The organism is Sphingobacterium daejeonense, assembly GCF_901472535.1.
Classification (GTDB): Bacteria; Bacteroidota; Bacteroidia; order Sphingobacteriales; family Sphingobacteriaceae; genus Sphingobacterium; species Sphingobacterium daejeonense.
This window is the reverse complement of the sequence record NZ_LR590470.1, coordinates 3,544,128-3,565,688: the sequence shown is the minus strand read 5'-3', so window position 1 is coordinate 3,565,688 and position 21,561 is coordinate 3,544,128. Positions and strand designations below refer to the sequence as shown.

Sequence of the window (21,561 nt, the reverse complement as noted above, 5' to 3'; positions counted from 1 at the left end):
ACAAACTAACGAGATACAAGACTTACTATGAGATTAAGCCAAAAGACATTAGCTTTTCAAAACGAAGTTCTCACGAGGTTCGATTTATATAAAAGTTTGTTTTTAACATTGCCATTCCAGCGGGTTAAACATACGGGTACTATACTTCCGTTTTTCACAACACATTGCGAAAAAGGAGTGGAGGAACATTTGTCGCCCGAAGATATTATTGATAGTTTTTTTGGTCAATATGAACAATATGTTCAAGAGGAAGACCGATTAGATTTACTGTTCAGGATAGTTCAATATATTGAGCGTCAAGTAGTATTGTTTGATGCGGTTGAAGATTCTGCTTTCAAAGCTGTTGGTAAAAGCGATGAAACTGGAGGTTTGGATTCTATTTTTAATTTAGCACAAACTAATCCGCAATTAAAGAAACAAGTAGTCGCTAGATTGAAGGATATGTCTGTCCGTTTGGTTTTGACAGCACACCCAACTCAATTTTATCCAGGACCTGTTCTCTCTATCATAAATGATTTAATTGATGAATTAAAGAATAATGATATCCCTACAATCCATCTATTGCTGCAACAGTTGGGTAAAACCCCATTTATCAACAAACAAAGTCCTACACCTGTTGATGAAGCCATTAGCTTAGCTTGGTTTTTGGAAAATGTTTTTTACAGTGTTGCTTCCGGCATTGAAGCCAAGATAGAAGATGAATTGGAAATCAATCCAAAAGATGTAAATCATCTTATTGAATTAGGCTTTTGGCCAGGAGGTGACCGCGACGGAAATCCGAATGTTACTTGGGAAAGTACTAAAAAAGTAGCTACGCTATTGAGAACTATACTCTTCAGATGTTATTACAGGGACTTCCGAATCGTGAAACGAAGGATTACCTTCAGAGGTGTTGAGAAATACATGGAAGAATTGCAGGAGCTATTCTATGAAAACAGTTTTAATCCTGTTGAAAAACCTGTAGATCTTACGGACAGAATTTTGAAAAATCTCACTGAAGTGATCAAAGTTCTAAAAGAGAATCATGATGGTCTGTTTGTGGAAATTGTTGAAGATTTAAGGAGAAAGGTTCAGACATTTGGATGTTACTTCACTACATTGGACATTCGCCAAGATAGCAGTGCCCTACGTGATACTTTTGATTGGTTGGTAAAGACATATCCAAAAGAAACCAAAATTGATCTTAAGGAAATTGAGGGTTCTGAAGAAGAAAAAGAAAAACATATCCAATTTACAGAAGCGACATTAGATTTAAAGAAGGATGCTGCTCCATTGGTTGAAGATACGATTAAAGTGATTCGACTAATAAAAGAAATCCAAGAATCTGGTAGTGAAAGAGCGGTTCAAAGGTTTATTATTTCTAATTGCCAACAAGCTTCGGATATTTTAGGTTTGATGCAACTGTTTCTATGGGAGGGTTGGACCAAAAAAGATCTAACGATGGACTTTGTGCCATTGTTTGAGACAGTGGATGATCTAAAACATGCTGCGGATGTAATGCGTAGCTTATATTCAAATCCTACCTATTCAGCACATTTAAAGAAAAGAGGGAATAAGCAAACTATTATGCTTGGGTTCTCTGACAGTACAAAGGATGGTGGGTATCTAATGGCCAATTGGTCTATCTATAAAGCGAAAATCGAACTAACTGCGATATCTAGGGAATTTGATGTTGATCTGGTTTTCTTTGATGGACGTGGAGGCCCTCCAGCTCGTGGTGGAGGTAAAACTCAAAGGTTTTATGCTTCAATGGGTAAAGAAATCGAAAACAATCATATCCAACTTACTATACAAGGTCAAACCATCAGTAGCCAATATGGCTCTTTGGATTCTGCGAGATATAACATCGAACAACTCTTGCATGCAGGTTTGATCTCTGATCTTCAACAAAGAGTAGGAGATACATTGACCGCTAAACAAAAGGATGTTATCGATAGAATGGCTGCCGAAAGTCATGAAAAGTTCTTAGAACTCAGACATCACCCATTGTTCTTGAAATATCTGGAAACCTTGAGTCCACTGAAATCTTTGTCCAATATGAATATTTCAAGTAGACCGGTAAAAAGAAATTCAGATCGGGAGTTGAGGTTGGAAGATTTAAGAGCCATCAGTTTTGTAACATCTTGGAGCCAATTGAAACAGAATATTCCGGGATTTTTCGGAGTGGGTACCGCGTTACAATGGGCTGAAGATAATAATCTGTGGTCTTATGTGAAAAACCTTTATGAAACATCCGGAATGTTCAACACTGTAATTGACAATTGCATGATGTCGATGACAAAATCGAATTTTGAATTGACGTCTTACATGAAGGATGATAAAAGGTTCGGTGAATTTTGGACCATGTTGAAGGAAGAGTATGACAGGACTAAAAAATACCTGCTTAAATTAACTGGTATGAAAGAATTGATGGAAAATTATCCTGTTGAGCGAGCTTCAATCCTAGAGCGTGAAAAAATTATTTTGCCTCTATTGATTATCCAACATTATGCGATTCGTTTGCTTGAAAAGCAGAAAATGGAGGATTCCAAAGCCGAAACTTACCGAAAATTGATTGGTCGAACGATCTACGGAGTTGTCAATGCAGGTAGGAATTTAGCTTAGATTGATTTTGAATTAAACAGAAATAGGCATAAATAGGGATATTTTTATATTTTTGTGTGTTTTAAAAATAATAAAGCGATGAAATTAAATACATTATTAGTTGCTGCAGTTCTTGCAAGTACATCATTATCTTCTTGTGTTTTCAAAACAGCTGAGGAAAACCAATTAAAATACACTCATACCACATTGGTAGATGGTGACGCGTATGCCTTTTTCAGACAAGTAGGGTCCATCGCGCCTTATGAGGTTTCCTACGCAGAATATGTTGGTACAGTTGGAAATGCACAAGCGAAAGATGCTGCTGCTAAAGCTTCAAAATTCTTTTCTGATATCCTTCCTCAAATGGATTCATTGGCAACTAAATATCATGTTGACTTCCCAATTTTAGGAACAGAGAAATTCACAGGTCCTGGTCAAGAGAATATTGCGGTTGAACCAAATGCAGCACCAGTTGTAGTGAAAGATTCAACTCTTGCAGATTCTGTTGCGCCTTTAGCTCAACAAACTTCTAAAGTTTATTCTGACCAAGAATACTTAACTCATATCCAACACCAGGTAGCATTGGTTAAAGAGCAGTTAAGAAGACTTTCTAGAAATACAAACAAGGATTTGAGGGATTTTGCTCAAGCTCAAACAGAACCTGTCGCTCAGTTGTTTACCGCTGTAGGTGGTAAAGAAGATGCTCATGCGCATCACTAAGCAATAATAAATGACAGAAAACAAGATAGTTACAGGTATATTGTCGTATGGAATGTCCGGAAGGGTATTCCATGCGCCATTTATAGAGGTTAACCCAAACTTCGAATTAAGAGGGATCGTGGAGCGTTCCAAGAAAAATGCTCATGAAAAATATCCCCACATCATCAGCTACGATTCTGTAGACCAACTGATTAATGACCCGGCTATAGAACTGGTAATCGTCAATACTCCCAATGATACACACGTTGATTTTGCATTGCAAGCCCTGAAGGCTGGCAAGCATGTATTGATTGAAAAACCATTTGCCCCAACAATGGGAGAAGCCAATATGTTGTTCAAGGTTGCTGAAGAAATGGGAAAGCATATTCTTCCATTTCATAATCGCCGTTTTGATGCCGATTTCCTTGCTTTAAAGAGCGTTGTTGAAAACAATGAAGTTGGACGTCCAATCGAATTGCATATTCGTTTTGATCGATTCAAACCGCAAATTGGGCCTAAGGTTTTCAAAGAAACCAAAGTGCCAGCGGCAGGTGTAATTTATGACCTAGGATCTCACTTGCTTGACCAGACATTATCTTTGTTTGGAAAACCGAAAGCGATGACCAAAGTGCGTGGTGTCTATAGGCCAAATTCCAAAGTTGATGATTATGGGTGTATCATCCTTAATTACGGCTCTGGGTTAAATGTTTATATCACTGTAAGCCTTTTGGTAGCTAATCCCCAAGCAAGCTTTGTTTTGCATGGCACAAACGGTAGTTTTGTCAAAAATAGGACTGACGTCCAAGAAGCACAATTGATCGATGGCATGATGCCAAACAATCCTGCATTTGGAATCGAACCGGAGGGAATGGAAGGGATTCTGACGAATCCAGACCAAGAAGAAAACTTGGTATCCAAATTAGTACCTGCAGAGTTGGGGAATTATATGGGGCTTTTTGATGAGGTTTACAAAACAATCAGAGAGGGAAAACCTTATTTCGTAACAAAAGATCAGATTATTTGGCAACTAGAAATCCTAGAGCCAAACAAATAAAATCTTCCATTTAATATAAAGTTTACAATTAGTTAATTTTGGATTTTTAACATTGTTAAACTTTTCAAATTTTTATAACGTGAGATATGCCGCTATAGATATCGGATCAAATGCTGTTCGCTTATTGATTGCAGATATTATTGTTAGAGAAAACGAAATCACATTTAACAAAAACACTTTACTACGTGTTCCACTTCGCCTAGGAGATGACGCATTTATACATCATCATATATCTGAAGGTAAATTTGAGAGCATGGTGAAAACCATGAGTGCTTTCAGAAACCTAATGGATGTTTATAAAGTTTCGGATTACATGGCTTGTGCTACATCCGCCATGCGTGATGCTGATAACGGACAAGATGTTGTCAAAGCATGTAAAGAAGCAGGAGTGGATATAAATATTATTGATGGCTCTGAGGAGGCTCAGATTATCTATAATGTACACAACCACACTAATATGGATAAAAACAAAGTATATCTATATATAGATGTAGGTGGTGGTAGTACAGAGATTTCTTTGTTTGCAAATGGTGAACTAGTTGCATCGAGATCATTTAATTTAGGTACAATCCGTATTCTTGATAATCAGGATAGTCCTGATACTTGGGATGACATGAAGCTATGGGTCAAGAGCATTACCAAGGGTTACAAGAACATTTATGGCATCGGTAGTGGTGGTAACATCAACAAACTGTCAAGATTGGCAAATGAGAAAGCAGACAAGCCTATCTCGTATGCAAAGTTGAAAGCACTTTATGTCTATTTGAATTCGTATTCCTTGAAAGATAGGATCAATGTACTTGAATTAAAGCAAGATAGGGCAGACGTAATTATCCCAGCTTCTGAGATTTTCTTGACTATCATGAAAGTAGGTCATCTGAAAAATATTATGGCACCCAGGATTGGTTTGGCGGATGGAATAATCCAAACGTTAATCAATAAAAATCTTAAGAAGGAAAAAGGCTAAAATCGTTGTAAGAATAAAAATAAAGTTTATTTTTGCGATGTCTTAGCCCAGGTGGCGAAATTGGTAGACGCACCATCTTGAGGGGGTGGCGCCTGTATGGGTGTGGCAGTTCGAATCTGCTCCTGGGCACCGGTAAATTATAAAGGTCGAGGTTTTTACCTCGACCTTTTTTTATTATGGATTTTATAAAAAAACCCTTGCCGACAGGCAAAGGTTTTAGTTTGTATGTTGTTTAGTAAAAATGCTATATATTGTTGGCTTTTACAGTAATCTCTGCAATATCCAATACTTTTATTTCCTGTTCTTTTTCTTTAACCTTTACACCATCTCTCAACATAGTCATACAAAATGGGCATGCTGCAGCTACGATGCTGGCTTGGCTTTCAATAACATCCTCTATACGTTCTACGTTGATATCCTTTTCGCCTTTTTCAGGTTCCTTGAACATCTGCGCACCACCTGCTCCACAACATAAGCCGTTGGATTTACATCTTTTTAATTCCACTAGGTCTGCATCCAATACTTCCAGAGCTTTTCTAGGTGCTTCGTAAATATCATTACCTCGGCCTAAATAACAAGGATCGTGGTATGTTATTTTCTTACCCTTGAACTCATGTCCATCTGATGGTCTCAATTTGCCATCATCGATCAAGGATTGAATTAACTGAGAATGATGAATTACCTCATAATTCCCGCCCAAACTAGGATACTCGTTCTTCAATGTATTAAAACAGTGGGGACATGCCGTAACGATCTTTTTGATTTCATATCCATCCAATACTTGGATGTTCATCATCGCCTGCATCTGAAATAAGAATTCGTTTCCCGCGCGTTTCGCAGGATCGCCTGTGCAACTTTCTTCTGTTCCTAAGATGGCATATTTAATCCCTACGTGTTGCAATATCTTACAGATATCTCTAGTAATACGTTGAGCTCTTTCATCAAAACTACCTGCGCACCCAACCCAAAACAATAAATCTGGGCTTTCTCCTTTTGCCAATAATTCAGCTACTGTAGGTATATGTAATTGATTTTCCATGTTTTTCCCTTTTATTGATTTGTCCAATTTGCTCTGTCAGCCTGTGAATATTTCCATGGAGCACCGTTGTTTTCCAAGTTTGAAAACATATTGTTGATGCTTGAAGGAGCTTGTGATTCCTCCATAACAGCAAACTGTCTTAACCCTACGATTATCTCCAATGGATTGATGTTAACGGGGCACTGCTCTACACACGCATTACACGTCGTACAAGCCCATATTTCTTCCCTGGTGATATATGTATCCAACAAACCTTTTCCGTCGTCTACAAAGCTTCCATTTTTGTCGATGTTTTTTCCTACTTCTTCCAATCGATCACGAGTATCCATCATTATTTTCTAGGAGAAAGCAACTTTCCTGTCATATTCGCTGGACATGCGGATGTACAACGACCACATTCTGTACAGGTGTAGGCATCCAAAAGATTTTTCCATGTTAAATCTTGGACATCTTTTACTCCAAAACGACTCGCTTCTCCTGTTGGCGGCGGTACACTAGGATCCAACATCACTTTGACCTCCTCAGTCACCGATGCCATATTCTTAAACTCTCCTTTAGGCTCCAACCTAGTGAAATACGTATTTGGGAATGCCAAAATAATATGTAAATGCTTGGAAATAGGAAGGTAATTTAAGAACGCCAAAACACCTATAATATGAAACCACCAAGCAAACCTTTCAATCAAAATTAAATTGCTTACCGAATCAGGAAGAATTCCAACTAAATAGGAACTGATAGGAAAGGAACCAACAGAATGGTAACCTGCTGCTCCTAATGTCTGCAATTTATAATCAGCAGCATTCATAATTAAGAAGGCAGCCATTAATAATATTTCAGCAGTCAGAATTAAATTGGCATCTGTTTTTGGCCAATTGTTCAATTCAGACTGATTGAGCCTCTTAATCTTCAAAACATTGCGTCGGATCATAAAAATAACGCAACCCAGCAACACTAAAAATGCAAGTATTTCAAAACTAAAGATCAAAAAGTCATAAAATCCTCCCAAGACATTGGATAAAACGCGATGACTTCCAAACAAACCATCGATAACAATTTCCAACATCTCAATATTGATTATACAGAAACCTACATAAACAAATAAATGAAGTAAGGCGGGGATTGGCTTTTTGAACATTTTCTTCTGACCAAATGCTACCAGAAGCATAATTTTAATTCGCTCCCCAGCTTGGTCGGTACGGTTCACTGATTGCCCTAATTTTATGTTTCTATAAATCTTGCTTGCGTTTTTATAGAATAAAATTATGGCTGCTATAAATATAATACCAAATATGAGTTGACTTATCATAGTTTAATATTTAGGTTAACAAATATAATTAATCGGATTATACTATGCATGCATAATAAATTATTTAGAAAGATTAAAAAATTAATTGACCTCATCAAATAATCGAAACATGCCATCAAATCAAGGTAGGTATAAATATTGATACAACAAATAGCTCCTAATATTAAGCTTGGTTTTGTAAATTGCAGTCGGATTCAAACCAAAAAGCCAAATCCATTGAAAAACATTTATTTCATAATAATGGATATAATCAAAAAATCAACTCATGGCAGAAACTAATACATTTGATGTGATCGTAATTGGATCTGGAATATCTGGAGGCTGGGCTGCGAAGGAATTTTGCGAGAAGGGCTTTAAGACTTTAGTCTTGGAGCGCGGTTTCGATGTTCAGCATATCAAAGACTATCCCACAGCATATATGGATCCTTGGGAATTTGACCATCACAATCAGGTTGCTTTGAAGGTTAGGGAGGAAAATCCGATTGCCTCAAGGTGCTATGCATTTAATGAGGATGCCATTCATTTTTTTACCAAGGATAAAGAGCAAGAATACGTACAGGAGAAACCATTCGATTGGATCCGTGGCTATCATGTTGGAGGGAAATCTTTGTTATGGGCAAGACAAGTTCAACGTTGGAGTGACTATGATTTTGAGGGTCCTGCACGAGATGGATTTGCTGTTGATTGGCCTATACGGTATAAAGATATTGCTCCTTGGTATAGTCATGTTGAGAAGTTTATCGGAGTATCCGGAAATAGGGATGGCAATGCTGCCATGCCTGATGGTGAATTTTTACCGGCATTTGATCTAAATGCTGTAGAACAAATGATCAAAAGAAAATCCCACAAAAATATCCAGATCGTCAGGTAATTGCAGGGAGATGTGCTCATATTACAGATCCTCAGCCTGTCCATATTCAGCAGGGTAGGACCAAGTGCCAAAACAGAACGATGTGCCAACGCGGATGTCCCTTCGGCGGATATTTCAGTTCAAATGCATCGACTCTTCCTTGGGCAGCCAAAACAGGAAATCTTACAATTAGGCCTAATTCAATCGTAGAGTCTATCATATATGACGACCAAAAGCAAAAAGCATCTGGAGTGAGGATTATTGATGCCGAAACACAAAAAACCGCTGAATATTTTGCCAAAGTTATTTTTGTAAATGCTTCGGCCATTGCAACAAATCAAATCTTGCTGAATTCGACTTCTTCTAGGTTTCCAAATGGATTGGGCAATGACTCTGGCTTATTGGGCAAGTACATTGCTTTTCATAACTATTTAGGGTCTATTTCAGCAACAATGGAAGGCTTTGAAGATATGTATTATTATGGTCGACGACCTACCCAGCCCATCATCCCAAATTTCAGGAATGTAAAAAAACAAGAGATGGACTTTTTGCGTGGCTATGCTTCATTCTTTGGAGCTTATAGGGGCAGAGGAGCCAATAGTGACATGCAAGTAGGTGCTGCATTCAAAGATAGTCTTTCAGAAGTTGGCGGGTGGGGAATCGGAATGATGATGCAAGGTGAAACAATTCCGAAAGAGGAAAACCATGTCCGCTTGAGTACTGATCTAAAAGATAAATTCGGAATGGCACAGATGGTATTCTATGTTGGATATGATGATAATGATCAAAAGAGCATGCAAGATTTTCTGAACCAAGGTTCTGAGATGTTAGAATATATTGGAGCAAAAAACATTAGCCAGCATAATAGCAAGCAAAACCCTGGTTTAGATATTCACGAAATGGGAGGGGCTAGGATGGGTAGAGATCCCAAGACATCGATCCTGAATCAATGGAACCAAATGCATCTATGTAAAAATGTATTTGTAACGGACGGTGCTAGTATGACCTCTACAGGGACACAAAATCCATCATTGACTTATATGGCATTTACAGCGAGAGCTGCCAATTATGCCATGGATGAGATGAAGAGAGGAAACCTATGATAAAGGAAAGTTAAAGACACAAAAAAGGATCAACCGCAGGGTTGATCCTTTTTTGTGTCTTAAAAAAACTGGAATTATTTTTTAGGAGCAGCAGCTGGAGCAGCTGTTGCGCTTACACCTAATTTAGCTTTGATTTCTGCAGTTAAGTCATCACCACCTTGGAAGTAAGGAACTCCACCGTTAGAGATGTCTAATACATAAGCATAACCTTTTTCTTTAGCTACAGTATTGATTGCAGTCATTACTTTTTGCTCAATAGGAGCATATAACTCTTGTTGTTTTTTACCGATTTCTTCTTGTGCAGCTTGTTGAACACCTTGGATACGTGTTTCCATGTCACGCATTTTAGTAGCGATAGTTTGAACTTCAGCATCTACAGTTTCTTTGTTAGCTTCGCTACGGTTTCTCAACTTTTCGTTGGCATTGTTCTGTTCTTTTTGGTACTCGCTGATCATGCCTTGAATCTCTTGTTGCTTAGTTTCGCTCAAGGTTTTCATTTGTGCTTCAGCAGCTTTAAATTCATTTGTAGACTGAACAATTTCTGCTGTGTTGATGTGTCCAATTTTTTGTTGTGCATTGGCAGCAGTACCCGCCAATAAAATTCCAGATGCTAATACTACACTTTTCAATAAATTTTTCATGCTGTTTTTGTTAGTCTTATATTTTCTGATATAAGTAATTTTCTGTTGTTTTTATGTGTTGAATAATAAAATTAGATTGCAATTATAATAAAAAATATTAGTTCGCTAAAGAGGGATTGGGTCTCAATCCTAGTTTAGTGATAACATCGTTACTTTTATCCAAGCTTGGATTCGCATACAAGAAGCTATTTTCGCTTCTTTTGTCCATGATAAAATCAAACTGACCAGCAGTAGCTACATCTTGAATTGCTTTGCTAACCTTTGCTTGAATAGGTTTCATCAAGTTTTCGCGCTGTTTGAAAAGATCACCATCCATACCAAATTTAGTGCGTTGGAATTCCTTCACTGCTTTTTCTTTGTTCACGATTTCATCTTCACGACGTCTGCGCATATCTGCATTTAAATTCGCTTGATCTTTTTGGTATGCCTGATACATACGCTCTATCTCGTCATATTGTCTATCGACCTCAGCTTGCCATTGTTTTGACTGATCATCCATCTGTTTGATCGCTGAATTATATTCAGGGATATGTTTCATGACATACTCTGAATCTACATATGCTAATTTTTGGGCAAATGATACTGAACCCATCATAGTTAACATCACGATTATTATTGCTATTCTTTTCATCGACATATTATTTTTTTAAATTCTATGTTTAAGACAATTTAAATGTTAAAAAGTTTAATTAGAACCCGCCCATATTTTGGATAATACTGAAGGTGAAGTTTTGCTTCCACTGATCAGTAGTCAATCCAGGGATAGGATCTAAAGCATGACCATAGTCAATACCCAGCATACCAAAGATAGGTAAGAAGATACGTGCTCCAACACCAACTGTACGACGAACCTTGAACGGATTTACTTCATCAAATTTATTCCAAGTATTACCTGCTTCTGCAAAAGCCAAAGCAAATACAGTCGCTTGATCGTTCAACATAATTGGATGACGTAATTCTAGCTGATATTTAGCATAGATAGGGCTACCCGAACGAATGGCAATATTTTGTTGATTGCTACCTGTAGAAGCTGGAATCAATGCACCATTTGCATATCCACGCATCGCAATAATTTCAGAACCTTGTAAGAAGTCAAATCCTTGCATACCATCACCACCTAATTTAAAACGCTCGAATGGTGAAACAATTGTTTCTGAATTATATCTTCCCAAATAACCAAATTGCGCTTGGGCTTTCAAAACTAATTTACCTGCAATTTTAGTATACCATTGAGAGTCAAATTTCCACTTGTGGTACTCCGTAAACTTGAACTTCTCTGCATCAGGCGCAGTTTCATAGTTGATGTTGTTCCATAATGAATACGGAGGAGTCAACTGAACACTGAATTTAATGTGTGATCCTGATGTCGGGTAAATAGGAGCATCAATAGAGTTTCTGCTGATCTCTTGAGTAAAGTTAATGTTATAAGCAGTACCATCAGAGAATAAAAAGATACCACCGTAGTTATCCAATAAATAGCGTTGGTAAGATAGAGAACTATTGATTTGAAAATAGTTGTCTGGCCATTGCAAACGCTTACCTAATGTTGCGGTAACACCGTGCATCTTGATTTTTGGAATACCCTCGTAATCTTCATAACGGTTAGATTCCCAGTTATAACGTTGGTATTGTGAATTCGAAATATAAGCACTCAAACCAAAGTAAATAGGTTTTTTACCACCTAACCATGGCTCAGAGAATGAGAAACTGTAGGATTGATAACGTTTTCCTGAAGTCTGACCACGGATACTCAATTTCTGACCATCACCTCTAGGAAGTGGTTTCCAAGATTCTTTTTTGAAGAAATTGCTCGTTGAGAAGTTGTTGAAATTCAAACCCAAAGTACCGATAACCTGGCCTGCACCATAACCACCTGATAATTCAACTTGGTCTGATGGTTTTTCCGCAACTGAGAATTCAATATCAGTTGTTCCTTCTTCATAGTTCAAGTTGGTTGGCATAGGGTTAACCTTTTGCTCATCAAACATTCCTAATTGAGAAATCTCCCTAACACTTCTAACCAATAACTCTCTAGAATATTTCTGACCCGGTTTTGTATAGATAGAACGTAATACCACTCGGTCATTCGTTACATCATTTCCTTTTAAGATTACGTTATTGATCGTATACTGCTTTCCTTCAAACATCTGGATGTCCAAATCGATAGTATCTTGATGGATACGTTTGATAACCGGCTGAACATTGAACGTCAAGTAACCATCATTTTGATAGATTGCTGCGATATCGTCAGAGTTCCTTGTAGGACCACTCAATTTTGAGTTCAATTTTTCCTCGCTATAGATATCTCCACGTTTGATACCTAATAAGATATTCAATACAGAATCCTTGAATTTGGAGTTTCCAGACCATGTAATATCACCTACGTAATATTTAGGACCTTCATAGACATCCAAATCAATAGCTACTTCATTGTTGTCATGACGTCTCACAGTATCTTTAATAATCTGAGCATCACGGAAACCTTTATCTTGCATTTTTGCAACTAGGTTAGTTTTTGCTTCTTCGTATTTGTCATCCTTGAATTTACCCGGACCAAATACTCTGAACCATGCTCTAGGACGAACACCTTTCATGAATTTCGTTAGCTGTTTGTCGCTGAACTCTTCGTTTCCGGTAAAGTTGATGCTGTTAACTTTGATTTTTTTGTTTCTTTCTACATCTACAATTACGATTTCATTGTTTGCTTGTCCTGAATCAGGCTTAGTTGTAATCGTAATGTCTGGATATAAATAAGATTTTTCTCTTAGGAATTTTTCAATGGTAGTCTTGGTTGTAAGTAGTAAGTTATCATTAACGATTTTACCAGCGTTGGTATTTAATCGCTTACGAACTTCCTCAGTTTGAGATTTACTTAAGCCATTAATATCTACTCTTGTAAGTCTTGGTCTTTCAACAACCCTGATTTCTAAGAAGATTGTTTCCCCTTCGATCTTAGTAGCATATAACTGAACATCTTCGAACAGGTTTTGTGACATTAAGTCTTTAATTACGTTCGAGGTCTGTTCGCTAGGAACCTCTATGTATTGTCCCACCGATAATTTTGAAATCGTGATCAGTACTTCGGAATCTAGATATTTTGCTCCGGATACTGTTACTCCACCGATAACATAGTTTTTAGGGTCCAAATAACTGATGTCATCTGGATTGTTCAAATTCAAAGGCCTATTTCCTGTTATCTGAGCCTGCGCGAAATTGCAAATTAAGAGGGTGAGTAAAATAGAAAGTTTAATTATACGCTTCATTTACTTTTTATTATGTCTGCTAAAGTACAGCAAAGTCTTGTTAATTTTTGTTAAAAGAAATATTACGAATTCCTGACATTATACCTGCCGGAATCAAAATGTTGCAAAAGTAATGATTTCTTATAATTGTTCACTAGTTTTCCCAAATCTTCTTTCTCTATTTTGATATAAATAAATACACTCAAATAAAGTCTCTCTGGAGAATTCAGGCCACATCATAGGTAGGAAAAACAGCTCAGAATAAGCTATTTGCCATAACATATAGTTGCTTATGCGCTCTTCACCGCTGGTTCTGATCAATAAATCAGGGTCGGGAAGATCATAGGTATAGAGATTTTTGCTGAATAAGTCTTCGTTAATATCCTCTAGAGAAATTTCACCTTTTTTAACTTTTTCAGCAATTGATTTTGTAGCATCCAAGATCTCCTGGCGCGATCCATAGCTCAATGCTAAGGTCAATGTGCAGCCTGTATTGTTCTTGGTTTGTTCAATGGTTGACTGTAAAGTTACTTGGCAATGCCCTGGAAGATCAGACATTCTGCCAATGCTGTTCACGCGAATATTATTCTCTTGAAAGGTTGGTAATTCTTGGTTTAATGAGTTTACTAATAGCTCCATCAGGGCGTCAACTTCAAATTGAGGTCGGTTCCAATTCTCAGTTGAAAAAGCATAAAGGGTAAGATAGGAAAGACCAATCTCAACGGAAGCCTCTAATGCTTCCCGAACGGCAGTAACACCATTTTTGTGGCCAAATACCCGAAGTTCTCCCTTCTCTTTTGCCCACCGGCCGTTACCATCCATGATAATCGCAATATGCTGGGGTAATCTAGTTTTATCTATTTTATCTTTAAAACTCATTAGATAATATGAAATTAATGCATTGAATATTTATTAACCGTCATCAACTCAAAATATGATTTCAAAGGCATCTGCTGAAAAATGAAACGGTTAAATAAATGATATGGTACCAATACTTATAGAATTTATCGTAAAGATAAGGCTTTTAAAGAAATCCCAATATAAAAATTATGGATAATAGCTGTTTGCACATTAAAATTAATAATTGCGAACATCGATACCCCATAGTAATTTCTCTCTCAAAATACCAAAATATTGATCGTTCTGAAGACGGATTAAATTAATGCTGAAAGGCGCTTTAGTGATGGTAAGGCTTGTTTTTGTGCTTAATGTGTGACTTTTTGAATCACAACTCAGAATGTACTTTTCAGTACGGCTTTCTATTTCCAGACGCAATGTCATGTTTTCATTAACGACAATAGGCCTTACGTTCAAGTTGTGAGGAGAAATAGGAGTAATAACAAAATTTCCACTGCCAGGCATAATGATAGGGCCACCACAGCTCAATGAATACGCTGTAGATCCGGTTGGAGTAGCTATTATCAAGCCATCTGCCCAATAAGAGTTCAACAGCTCATCATCTAAAACTGCATGCACCGTGATCATGGCCGAAGAATCTGATCTGAAAACAGTGATGTCATTTAAAGCAAAATCCTCACCTTTAATAAAAGTTCCATCAGAACTCTCTACCTGTAATAAGGCTCTTTTTTGGATCTGATAATTATTGGATAAGATTTGGTCCAAAGCATCCTCAATATGGTTCTTGGAAATATTGGCCAAAAATCCCAAACGACCAAAATTGATCCCTGCCAAAGGAATGCCTGAGTCTTTAATTAATGTTGCTGCTGAAAGCATGGTGCCATCACCACCCAAACTAAGCATAAACGCAATATCACTAGGCAGATCTTTATGCGACTTGAATTTTTTAAAGGTAAAATCTAGTTTGCACAATCGCTTAAGAAAGCTGTGGAAGTCATGATGGATATAAACATTAACATTTCTTTCACGCAGATAGGTGAACAGCTCAACAACGTATCCGATGACGGATTGATTAAACTCTCGACCGTATACTGCTATGGACAGCTCTTTCATGCTTTAAATAATATTTTGCGCAAAGATGAGAATTTCTAGGTATTAAATATTCAAATAATTCATCAAAAGATTATAACGCTCTTGGATGTCATTCTGGTCTGATCCATCATTAAAAGTAGCTTTCACAACATAATCATGGCGCCATAAAGAAGCTAAAACCGATGAAATATTGTTTTTGTTTACCTTTATGGTTAACTCAACCTTGGTCGAATTCTCAATAGGATGAATCCCTGTACTTAATATCTTGGTGTTTTCAGACTCTATAATATGAGCTACATGGGTCAGGCTATTATCTCTATCTTCCATTTCAAGAACAATGATAGCACCTTTATCTTGATTGGATAAGGTTTGGTTTATCGATCTCAATAAATCCTTCTGAGTAATAACTCCCACATATTCCTTTTGCTTGTTGACAATGGGCAACAAATCAAATTGGTAAGTTTCTAGATATTGTAGAGCATCATATATATGTTGATAGTCATATAAGTAAATGAAAGGAAAAGTGAATTTCATTTCTTTGATTAATGTATCTTCATCTTCTGCAGATAGCAGGTCTTCTTCGGTGATCAATCCCAAATATTCCTTTCCTTTGACCACTGGCAGTTGATGAAAATGGAGCTCATTGACTTTGTCCAACGTAGCAGAAACCGAATCGTTCGGGTGAACTTCGGTATAAAGCGTTGATATGTTTTCTCCGATATACATGATTCCTTTTATTTATTAAACTACAATAAACAAAAAACGTTTAATTTTAGTTTAATTATCCCTTAATTGCTAAGGTAACGAAAATATTAAATTTGATATAAATAAAAAGATGTTTTACTCATCTTAAAACTAATTATGTAATTTTACACAACTTTTATTAAAGAGTAGTATAGTATATGGGCTTACTAGAGCAAGATAAGTTTATTGAAATCAGGGAAGTAATACGTAAGAAAAGTCCAGGTTTAGCCAAATGGATACCTAAGCCATTAATGAGTTATTTAAAGAGAACCTTGCACGAAGACGAGATTAATTACATCATGACTACGTATCATGATGATATGGGCTTAGACTTTGTGGACTCATTGCTGAAAGAGCTTCAGGTAAATGTGCATTTAGAAGGAGCGGAAAATATTCCTTTGGAAGATAGCGTCATCTTTGCTTCAAATCACCCACTAGGCGGATTGGATGGAGTAGCATTTATGCAGGTAATTGGCAAATATCGTAAAGATGTCAAGTTCTTGGTAAATGATATCCTTATGAATGTCCGTAACCTGGAACCTCTATTCGTACCTGTGAACAAAATCGGTGGACAAAGTAAATCGGGGATCGCTGCAATTGAAAATGCTTATGCATCCGATCATGCCTTACTTGTATTCCCAGCAGGACTTGTGTCTAGAAAGATTAATGGAAAAGTTGTCGACCTTGAATGGAAAAAAAGCTTTATCAGTAAAGCAAAAAAATATAAAAAAGATATTGTTCCTGTGTATATTGAGGGCAGAAATTCAAACTTCTTTTATAATCTAGCAAGAATAAGACAGAAATTAGGGTTGAAAGCAAATATTGAAATGTTATATTTACCCGATGAGTTGTTCTCACAAAGAGGTAAAGATATAACAATCAGAATTGGGAAGAAAATTCCTTATACCCATTTCGACACCAGTAAAAACGAACGTCAATGGGCTGCTGAAGTAAAAGATGTGGTTTATGCCATGGCCGATGGTAAAAAATAATTTATGCAAGAAATAATTCAACCGGTAGATAGAGATCTAATTAAGAAAGAACTTACTAAGGAGGCTTTCGTACGCTATACCAACAATGGTAGCAACGAAGTATACCTAGTAAATTATCATACCGCACCAAATATCATGCGTGAGATTGGTAGATTAAGGGAACTTACTTTTAGAGGTGCTGGTGGCGGTACAGGACTGCCATTGGATATCGATGAAAATGACACTTCCGAACACAATTACGACCAATTAATCGCATGGAACCCTGAAGATGAAGAAATAATCGCAGGTTACAGAGTAATAAAATGTGACCAAGCTGCTGATAATAATGGTGAACTCCATTTGTCAACCGCTCATTATTTCGATTTTACAGAACAATTCAAAAAAGACTTCCTTCCTTATACTATAGAATTAGGAAGATCATGGGTGCAACCTAAATACCAACCAGCGATAGATAATAGAAAGGGTATTTTTTCTCTGGATAATTTATGGGATGGATTAGGTGCATTGGTACTTTTAAACCCCGATGTGAAATATCTCTTCGGAAAAGTTACCATGTATCCGCATTATAATCCCGAAGCAAGAGATTTATTAATCTATTTCATGAATCACTATTTCCCGGATAAAGATAATTTGGTTCATCCTGTGGAGGATTTATATTTAGGTTATAAAACGGATATCTCGAAATACGAAGGGATTTTTGATGGACTTGAATACAAAGAAGGTTACAAAGTATTAAATACAAGAATTAGAGAATTGGATGAAAATATTCCGCCTTTAATCAATACCTATATGAACCTTTCTCCAACCATGAGAGTCTTTGGTACTGCCCAAAATAATGAGTTTGGAGAAGTGGAAGAAACAGGTATTATGATTACTTTGGATGATATTTATCCCGCCAAAAAAGAACGCCATATGTCAACATTTGAAAGAGACAGACATTATGGACAGCGACCTGTAAAAACCAGATAAAATTAAATAATTCAACATACAGAAGAGCGACATTAATTCAAATGTCGCTCTTTTTTCTTATGTAAATAATATATTTCTCTTAATATAATTTTAACCATTTATTATCAATTTACCAACGTTTATTTAATCATAATATTATCCATTAAGATTAAATTTGTCGCAATAGTTAAGTAAATACTCTTATAAATGAGTAAAACTTCAATGAAATTTTGCGTGCCTTTGCTTGCTCTCTTGCTAAATGCAAATGGGGAAAGCTTGGCATCCAGCCACTTGCCTTACCTCCAAGTGGTTCAAAAAGATCAGCAATTGATCGATATTCGACTTACTGTTGTTGACAAATCATCTGGTGAACCTATCGAAGGGGTAAGTATAATGGTAGGAAATAGACAAGTAGGATCTACGAATGCGAGTGGGGTATTTCAAAAGGAAGTAATTAAAGGTACAGAAATATCCTTCAAAAGAATAGGATATGTACAGTCTTCAATTAAGGCAAATAAAAATAACATTAGAGTTGAATTGTCTCCTCTTGACGAATCAATAGATGAAGTTGTAGTTACCGCTTTAGGAATTAAACGAGATGAAAAAGCTCTAGGCTATTCAACTACAACAGTTAAAGGAGAACAATTAACTGAAGCTTTATCCAGTAATTGGATGGATGCATTATCAGGAAAAGTCGCGGGTTTGAACCTTATGCGTTCAAATGCAGGTCCTGTTGGAACAACCAAAATCATACTTCGTGGGGAAAACAATATTACAGGTGAGAATGAAGCTCTGATTATTGTAGATGGAGTAATGGTCAATGGTGGCTCTGGCCGCAGGTCTGCCTTGGATTCTGATAATGCATATGGTGTGAGTTCTGAAAATATGCCTGTCGATTATGGCTCAGGAATGGATGATATCAACCCTGAAGATATTGAGACCATTACCGTGCTTAAAGGCCCGGGTGCTGCTGCACTTTATGGACAGCGCGCAGCAAATGGTGCAATCGTTATCACCACAAAATCTGGTTCTAAAAAAGATAAAGGGATAGGCGTAACGGTAAATTCCAATGTCTCTTTTGAAAGCATGAATAGATCTCCAGCATTGCAATATGAGTATGGGCAAGGATTGGGTGGTTCTGCGCATTATTCTTATGGTCCCTCAGAAGATGGGCATAGCACTGCAGGAACAAGTTCTGCATATGGTCCAAAATTCGATGGTCAAAAATTCTTTCAGTACGATCCCAAAACGCAAACTGTAGGACTAGAACGAACACCATGGAGAGCATATTCAGGAAAAAATGGTGTTAATGCTTTTTTTGATGTGGGTAGAACATATACCAATTCCGTAAGTATTGACGGTAGCACCGACAAAACAACAGCGAGATTCTCAGCAACAAATGTCCAAAACAAATGGATCGTGCCTAATACAGGCTATAAACGAAATACTTTTGCAATTTCAGTGAATTCAAGAGTTTCTGATAAACTCCAGATCAATACAAAGGTGAATTATAATAACCGTTGGAGTGATAATTTGCCGGGATCAGGCTATGGAAACCAATCTCTGATGTATTGGTATATCTTTTGGCAGCCAAGTTCGGACATCAATGGTCTAAAAGACTATTGGGTTAAAGGAAAAGAAAATGAACGAATCAAATATCCTTTTAGTTCATATCCTGAAAATCCTTATGCCATTGTCAATGAATTCATCAATTCAAACAATCGCCATGTAATTACAGGTAATGCGCAAACAACGTATCAATTCACTAAAGAATTAAGTCTGCTATTGAGGGCATCTATGGATTTGTCTACTGAGAATAGATTTCAAAATAGGCCATATGATGCTGGATCAAGATTGCCAGAAGGTAGCCATAGAACTCAAGCCATTTTTGGAAAAGAAACCAATGCAGATTTTTTATTGCGCTATCAAAAGGAAATTAACAAAGACTTCGATTTTTCTATCACTGCTGGAGGGGCTACATTGGCAAATGAATATAGAAGAGATGAGTTGGCATCTGATGGACTTACCTTTCCTGGAGAGTTCAACCATAGCAATTCTAAATATGGCGTTAGAAGTAAGCAGAGAATAGAAAAATTTGAAACCAATTCCTTTTATGGATTGATGACTGCTGCTTACCGAGAATTTCTTTTTTTGGATGCAACAGCGCGGATGGATTGGACAAGTACTTTGCATTCTTCTGCATTTCCTGATAAAAAGGTCAACTTTTTTTACCCTTCATTAAATGGGTCTTTTGTGATTTCGGAAATCGCAAATCTGCCAGAGATAATCTCCTTTGCAAAAATTAGAGCTTCCATTGCAGGAACTGGTTCCGGTGCACAAACACCATACTTAACGAATTTTACCTACCAGGTTGGAAATCCACTTATCGGTGGTTCATTGACAAACCCGCACCTATTAGTTAATCCATTGTTGAAACCATTGAAAACTAACTCATTGGAATTCGGGGCTGATATTAGACTGTTCAAAAATAAAGTCAATTTAGATGTTTCCGTATATAAAGCAAATTCATTCAATCAACATCTAAGAAGAATAGTGGATGCATCTTCTGGGGTGAATAGATTTATCATGAATGTCGGTGAAGTTCAAAATACCGGACTTGAAATAGCATTAAATACCAATCAGATCAAAAATGCTAATTTCAGCTGGTCATCGCTGGTCACTTATACCGCCAACAGAAATAAAATACTTGAGCTATCCGATAGTTCAATTGTTATCCAAGCAAGATCCATAGGATTAGGTCAAATCATTGGACATGTCGGAGGAAGTATGGGCGATATGTTCGGTCTGGGATATTTGCGTGCCCCAGATGGACAAATCATCTATGATGAAAGAACAGGTTATGCAAAACTAACCAACTATTTAATTCCTTTAGGAAATAATTACCCAAAAGGAAAGTTAAGTTTCGGAAATACCTTCAATTATAGAGGCCTAAAATTAAACCTATTGTTTGATACCCAATGGGGTGGAGTAGCTCATTCGCTCACTCATTATAAATTGGCAGAACAAGGTAAAACAAGAAATACCTTGCCTGGAAGATATAGCGGAATTATAGGAAACGGAGTATTGCAAAATCCGGATGGAACATTCCGCAAGAACGATGTCATCGCGACAAATATCGATCAATATTACCGTTCTCACTTTGGACCCGACAACGCAGAAGGAAACGTCTTCCCAACTGACTTCCTGAAATTCCGTGAAGCTAGGTTGGACTATACCCTTAGTAAAAAACTAACTCAAAAAATCAACGTAAATAGAGCAACAGTGGGTATTTATGGGCGTGACCTATTTATCTGGACTAAATGGCCCGCATTCGACCCTGAATTCGGAACGCTCGATGGCCCCGATGTGGTTAAAGGATTTGAAATCGCTCAGTTCCCTTCAACTAGAACATTCGGTTTTAATTTAATCGTTGGATTTTAATT

16 protein-coding genes, 1 tRNA gene and 1 pseudogene are annotated in these 21,561 nt (G+C 37.1%); 9 read left to right on the top strand and 9 right to left on the bottom strand.

Features of this window, described 5'->3' with window-relative positions; translation table 11 throughout:
• The first annotated feature begins 27 nt into the window (after positions 1–27).
• The 5 genes from FGL31_RS17220 (at position 28) to FGL31_RS17200 (ending at position 5,432) form a co-directional block, all read left to right on the top strand.
• On the top strand, positions 28–2,604 hold the full coding sequence (locus FGL31_RS17220; protein ID WP_099371719.1) for a phosphoenolpyruvate carboxylase: 2,577 nt from the start codon (positions 28–30) through the stop codon (positions 2,602–2,604).
• Between the two features lie 78 nt (positions 2,605–2,682).
• Entirely contained in the window at positions 2,683–3,303 is a 621-nt protein-coding gene (locus tag FGL31_RS17215) for a hypothetical protein (protein ID WP_138093300.1), read from the top strand.
• A 10-nt stretch (positions 3,304–3,313) separates the two neighbouring features.
• Positions 3,314–4,336 carry a Gfo/Idh/MocA family oxidoreductase gene (locus FGL31_RS17210; protein WP_138093297.1) on the top strand — a complete coding sequence of 341 codons (1,023 nt, stop codon included), beginning with the start codon at positions 3,314–3,316 and terminating at the stop codon, positions 4,334–4,336.
• Between the two features lie 79 nt (positions 4,337–4,415).
• The gene (locus FGL31_RS17205; RefSeq protein WP_138093294.1) at positions 4,416–5,303 is read left to right on the top strand and encodes a Ppx/GppA phosphatase family protein; all 888 of its coding nucleotides are present in this window, start codon (positions 4,416–4,418) and stop codon (positions 5,301–5,303) included.
• 45 nt (positions 5,304–5,348) lie between these two features.
• Positions 5,349–5,432 (top strand) — tRNA-Leu (locus FGL31_RS17200).
• 115 nt (positions 5,433–5,547) lie between these two features.
• Here the strand turns inward: FGL31_RS17200 and FGL31_RS17195 are convergent.
• The 3 genes from FGL31_RS17195 to FGL31_RS17190 are packed head-to-tail and all read right to left on the bottom strand — an operon-like array spanning position 5,548 to position 7,648.
• Positions 5,548–6,342, bottom strand: a complete 795-nt coding sequence (locus FGL31_RS17195) for a (Fe-S)-binding protein (RefSeq protein ID WP_138093291.1) — start codon at positions 6,340–6,342, stop codon at positions 5,548–5,550.
• A gap of 11 nt (positions 6,343–6,353) precedes the next feature.
• On the bottom strand, positions 6,354–6,674 hold the full coding sequence (locus FGL31_RS29145; protein ID WP_317131049.1) for a 4Fe-4S dicluster domain-containing protein: 321 nt from the start codon (positions 6,672–6,674) through the stop codon (positions 6,354–6,356).
• Entirely contained in the window at positions 6,674–7,648 is a 975-nt protein-coding gene (locus tag FGL31_RS17190; protein WP_317131048.1) for a (Fe-S)-binding protein, read from the bottom strand. The genes FGL31_RS29145 and FGL31_RS17190 overlap by 1 nt, the downstream gene beginning before the upstream one ends.
• A gap of 265 nt (positions 7,649–7,913) precedes the next feature.
• On the opposite strand from FGL31_RS17190, the pseudogene FGL31_RS17185 reads away from it, so the two are divergent.
• Positions 7,914–9,601: pseudogene (locus FGL31_RS17185) on the top strand (GMC oxidoreductase).
• 74 nt (positions 9,602–9,675) lie between these two features.
• Here the strand turns inward: FGL31_RS17185 and FGL31_RS17180 are convergent.
• The 6 genes from FGL31_RS17180 to FGL31_RS17155 all read right to left on the bottom strand — a co-directional run bounded on the left by FGL31_RS17180 (position 9,676) and on the right by FGL31_RS17155 (position 16,160).
• Positions 9,676–10,242 carry an OmpH/Skp family outer membrane protein gene (locus FGL31_RS17180; RefSeq protein ID WP_099371712.1) on the bottom strand — a complete coding sequence of 189 codons (567 nt, stop codon included), beginning with the start codon at positions 10,240–10,242 and terminating at the stop codon, positions 9,676–9,678.
• Between the two features lie 97 nt (positions 10,243–10,339).
• Positions 10,340–10,873, bottom strand: coding sequence for an OmpH/Skp family outer membrane protein (locus FGL31_RS17175; RefSeq protein ID WP_099371711.1), 534 nt, complete (start codon positions 10,871–10,873; stop codon positions 10,340–10,342).
• A gap of 58 nt (positions 10,874–10,931) precedes the next feature.
• Positions 10,932–13,505, bottom strand: a complete 2,574-nt coding sequence (gene bamA / locus FGL31_RS17170; protein ID WP_099371710.1) for an outer membrane protein assembly factor BamA — start codon at positions 13,503–13,505, stop codon at positions 10,932–10,934.
• Positions 13,506–13,625: 120 nt separating this feature from the next.
• Positions 13,626–14,363, bottom strand: a complete 738-nt coding sequence (uppS, locus tag FGL31_RS17165) for an undecaprenyl pyrophosphate synthase (protein ID WP_099371709.1) — start codon at positions 14,361–14,363, stop codon at positions 13,626–13,628.
• Positions 14,364–14,561: 198 nt separating this feature from the next.
• A complete protein-coding gene (locus tag FGL31_RS17160; protein ID WP_306473165.1) occupies positions 14,562–15,455 on the bottom strand; it encodes an NAD kinase in 894 nt (297 codons plus the stop codon).
• A 42-nt stretch (positions 15,456–15,497) separates the two neighbouring features.
• Positions 15,498–16,160, bottom strand: a complete 663-nt coding sequence (locus FGL31_RS17155; protein WP_138093288.1) for a CBS domain-containing protein — start codon at positions 16,158–16,160, stop codon at positions 15,498–15,500.
• A 176-nt stretch (positions 16,161–16,336) separates the two neighbouring features.
• Between FGL31_RS17155 and glsA the strand changes: the two genes are divergently transcribed.
• The 3 genes from glsA to FGL31_RS17140 all read left to right on the top strand — a co-directional run bounded on the left by glsA (position 16,337) and on the right by FGL31_RS17140 (position 21,559).
• Positions 16,337–17,170 carry a lyso-glycine lipid O-acyltransferase GlsA gene (gene glsA / locus FGL31_RS17150; protein ID WP_138093285.1) on the top strand — a complete coding sequence of 278 codons (834 nt, stop codon included), beginning with the start codon at positions 16,337–16,339 and terminating at the stop codon, positions 17,168–17,170.
• A 3-nt stretch (positions 17,171–17,173) separates the two neighbouring features.
• A complete protein-coding gene (gene glsB, locus FGL31_RS17145) occupies positions 17,174–18,139 on the top strand; it encodes a glycine N(alpha)-acyltransferase GlsB (RefSeq protein WP_099371706.1) in 966 nt (321 codons plus the stop codon).
• Positions 18,140–18,325: 186 nt separating this feature from the next.
• Entirely contained in the window at positions 18,326–21,559 is a 3,234-nt protein-coding gene (locus FGL31_RS17140; protein ID WP_138093282.1) for a SusC/RagA family TonB-linked outer membrane protein, read from the top strand.
• The last annotated feature ends 2 nt before the right edge of the window (positions 21,560–21,561 follow it).

What these genes read in the sequence shown, in the direction of transcription:
- bamA (WP_099371710.1), bottom strand. Translation starts at nt 13,505, where the DNA reads ATGAAGCGTATAATTAAACTTTCTATTTTACTCACCCTCTTAATTTGC.
- FGL31_RS17175 (WP_099371711.1), bottom strand. Translation starts at nt 10,873, where the DNA reads ATGAAAAGAATAGCAATAATAATCGTGATGTTAACTATGATGGGTTCA.
- FGL31_RS17155 (WP_138093288.1), bottom strand. Translation starts at nt 16,160, where the DNA reads ATGTATATCGGAGAAAACATATCAACGCTTTATACCGAAGTTCACCCG.
- uppS (WP_099371709.1), bottom strand. Translation starts at nt 14,363, where the DNA reads ATGAGTTTTAAAGATAAAATAGATAAAACTAGATTACCCCAGCATATT.
- FGL31_RS17210 (WP_138093297.1), top strand. Translation starts at nt 3,314, where the DNA reads ATGACAGAAAACAAGATAGTTACAGGTATATTGTCGTATGGAATGTCC.
- FGL31_RS17160 (WP_306473165.1), bottom strand. Translation starts at nt 15,455, where the DNA reads ATGAAAGAGCTGTCCATAGCAGTATACGGTCGAGAGTTTAATCAATCC.
- glsB (WP_099371706.1), top strand. Translation starts at nt 17,174, where the DNA reads ATGCAAGAAATAATTCAACCGGTAGATAGAGATCTAATTAAGAAAGAA.
- FGL31_RS17180 (WP_099371712.1), bottom strand. Translation starts at nt 10,242, where the DNA reads ATGAAAAATTTATTGAAAAGTGTAGTATTAGCATCTGGAATTTTATTG.
- FGL31_RS17190 (WP_317131048.1), bottom strand. Translation starts at nt 7,648, where the DNA reads ATGATAAGTCAACTCATATTTGGTATTATATTTATAGCAGCCATAATT.
- FGL31_RS17215 (WP_138093300.1), top strand. Translation starts at nt 2,683, where the DNA reads ATGAAATTAAATACATTATTAGTTGCTGCAGTTCTTGCAAGTACATCA.
- glsA (WP_138093285.1), top strand. Translation starts at nt 16,337, where the DNA reads ATGGGCTTACTAGAGCAAGATAAGTTTATTGAAATCAGGGAAGTAATA.
- FGL31_RS29145 (WP_317131049.1), bottom strand. Translation starts at nt 6,674, where the DNA reads ATGATGGATACTCGTGATCGATTGGAAGAAGTAGGAAAAAACATCGAC.
- FGL31_RS17140 (WP_138093282.1), top strand. Translation starts at nt 18,326, where the DNA reads ATGAGTAAAACTTCAATGAAATTTTGCGTGCCTTTGCTTGCTCTCTTG.
- FGL31_RS17220 (WP_099371719.1), top strand. Translation starts at nt 28, where the DNA reads ATGAGATTAAGCCAAAAGACATTAGCTTTTCAAAACGAAGTTCTCACG.
- FGL31_RS17195 (WP_138093291.1), bottom strand. Translation starts at nt 6,342, where the DNA reads ATGGAAAATCAATTACATATACCTACAGTAGCTGAATTATTGGCAAAA.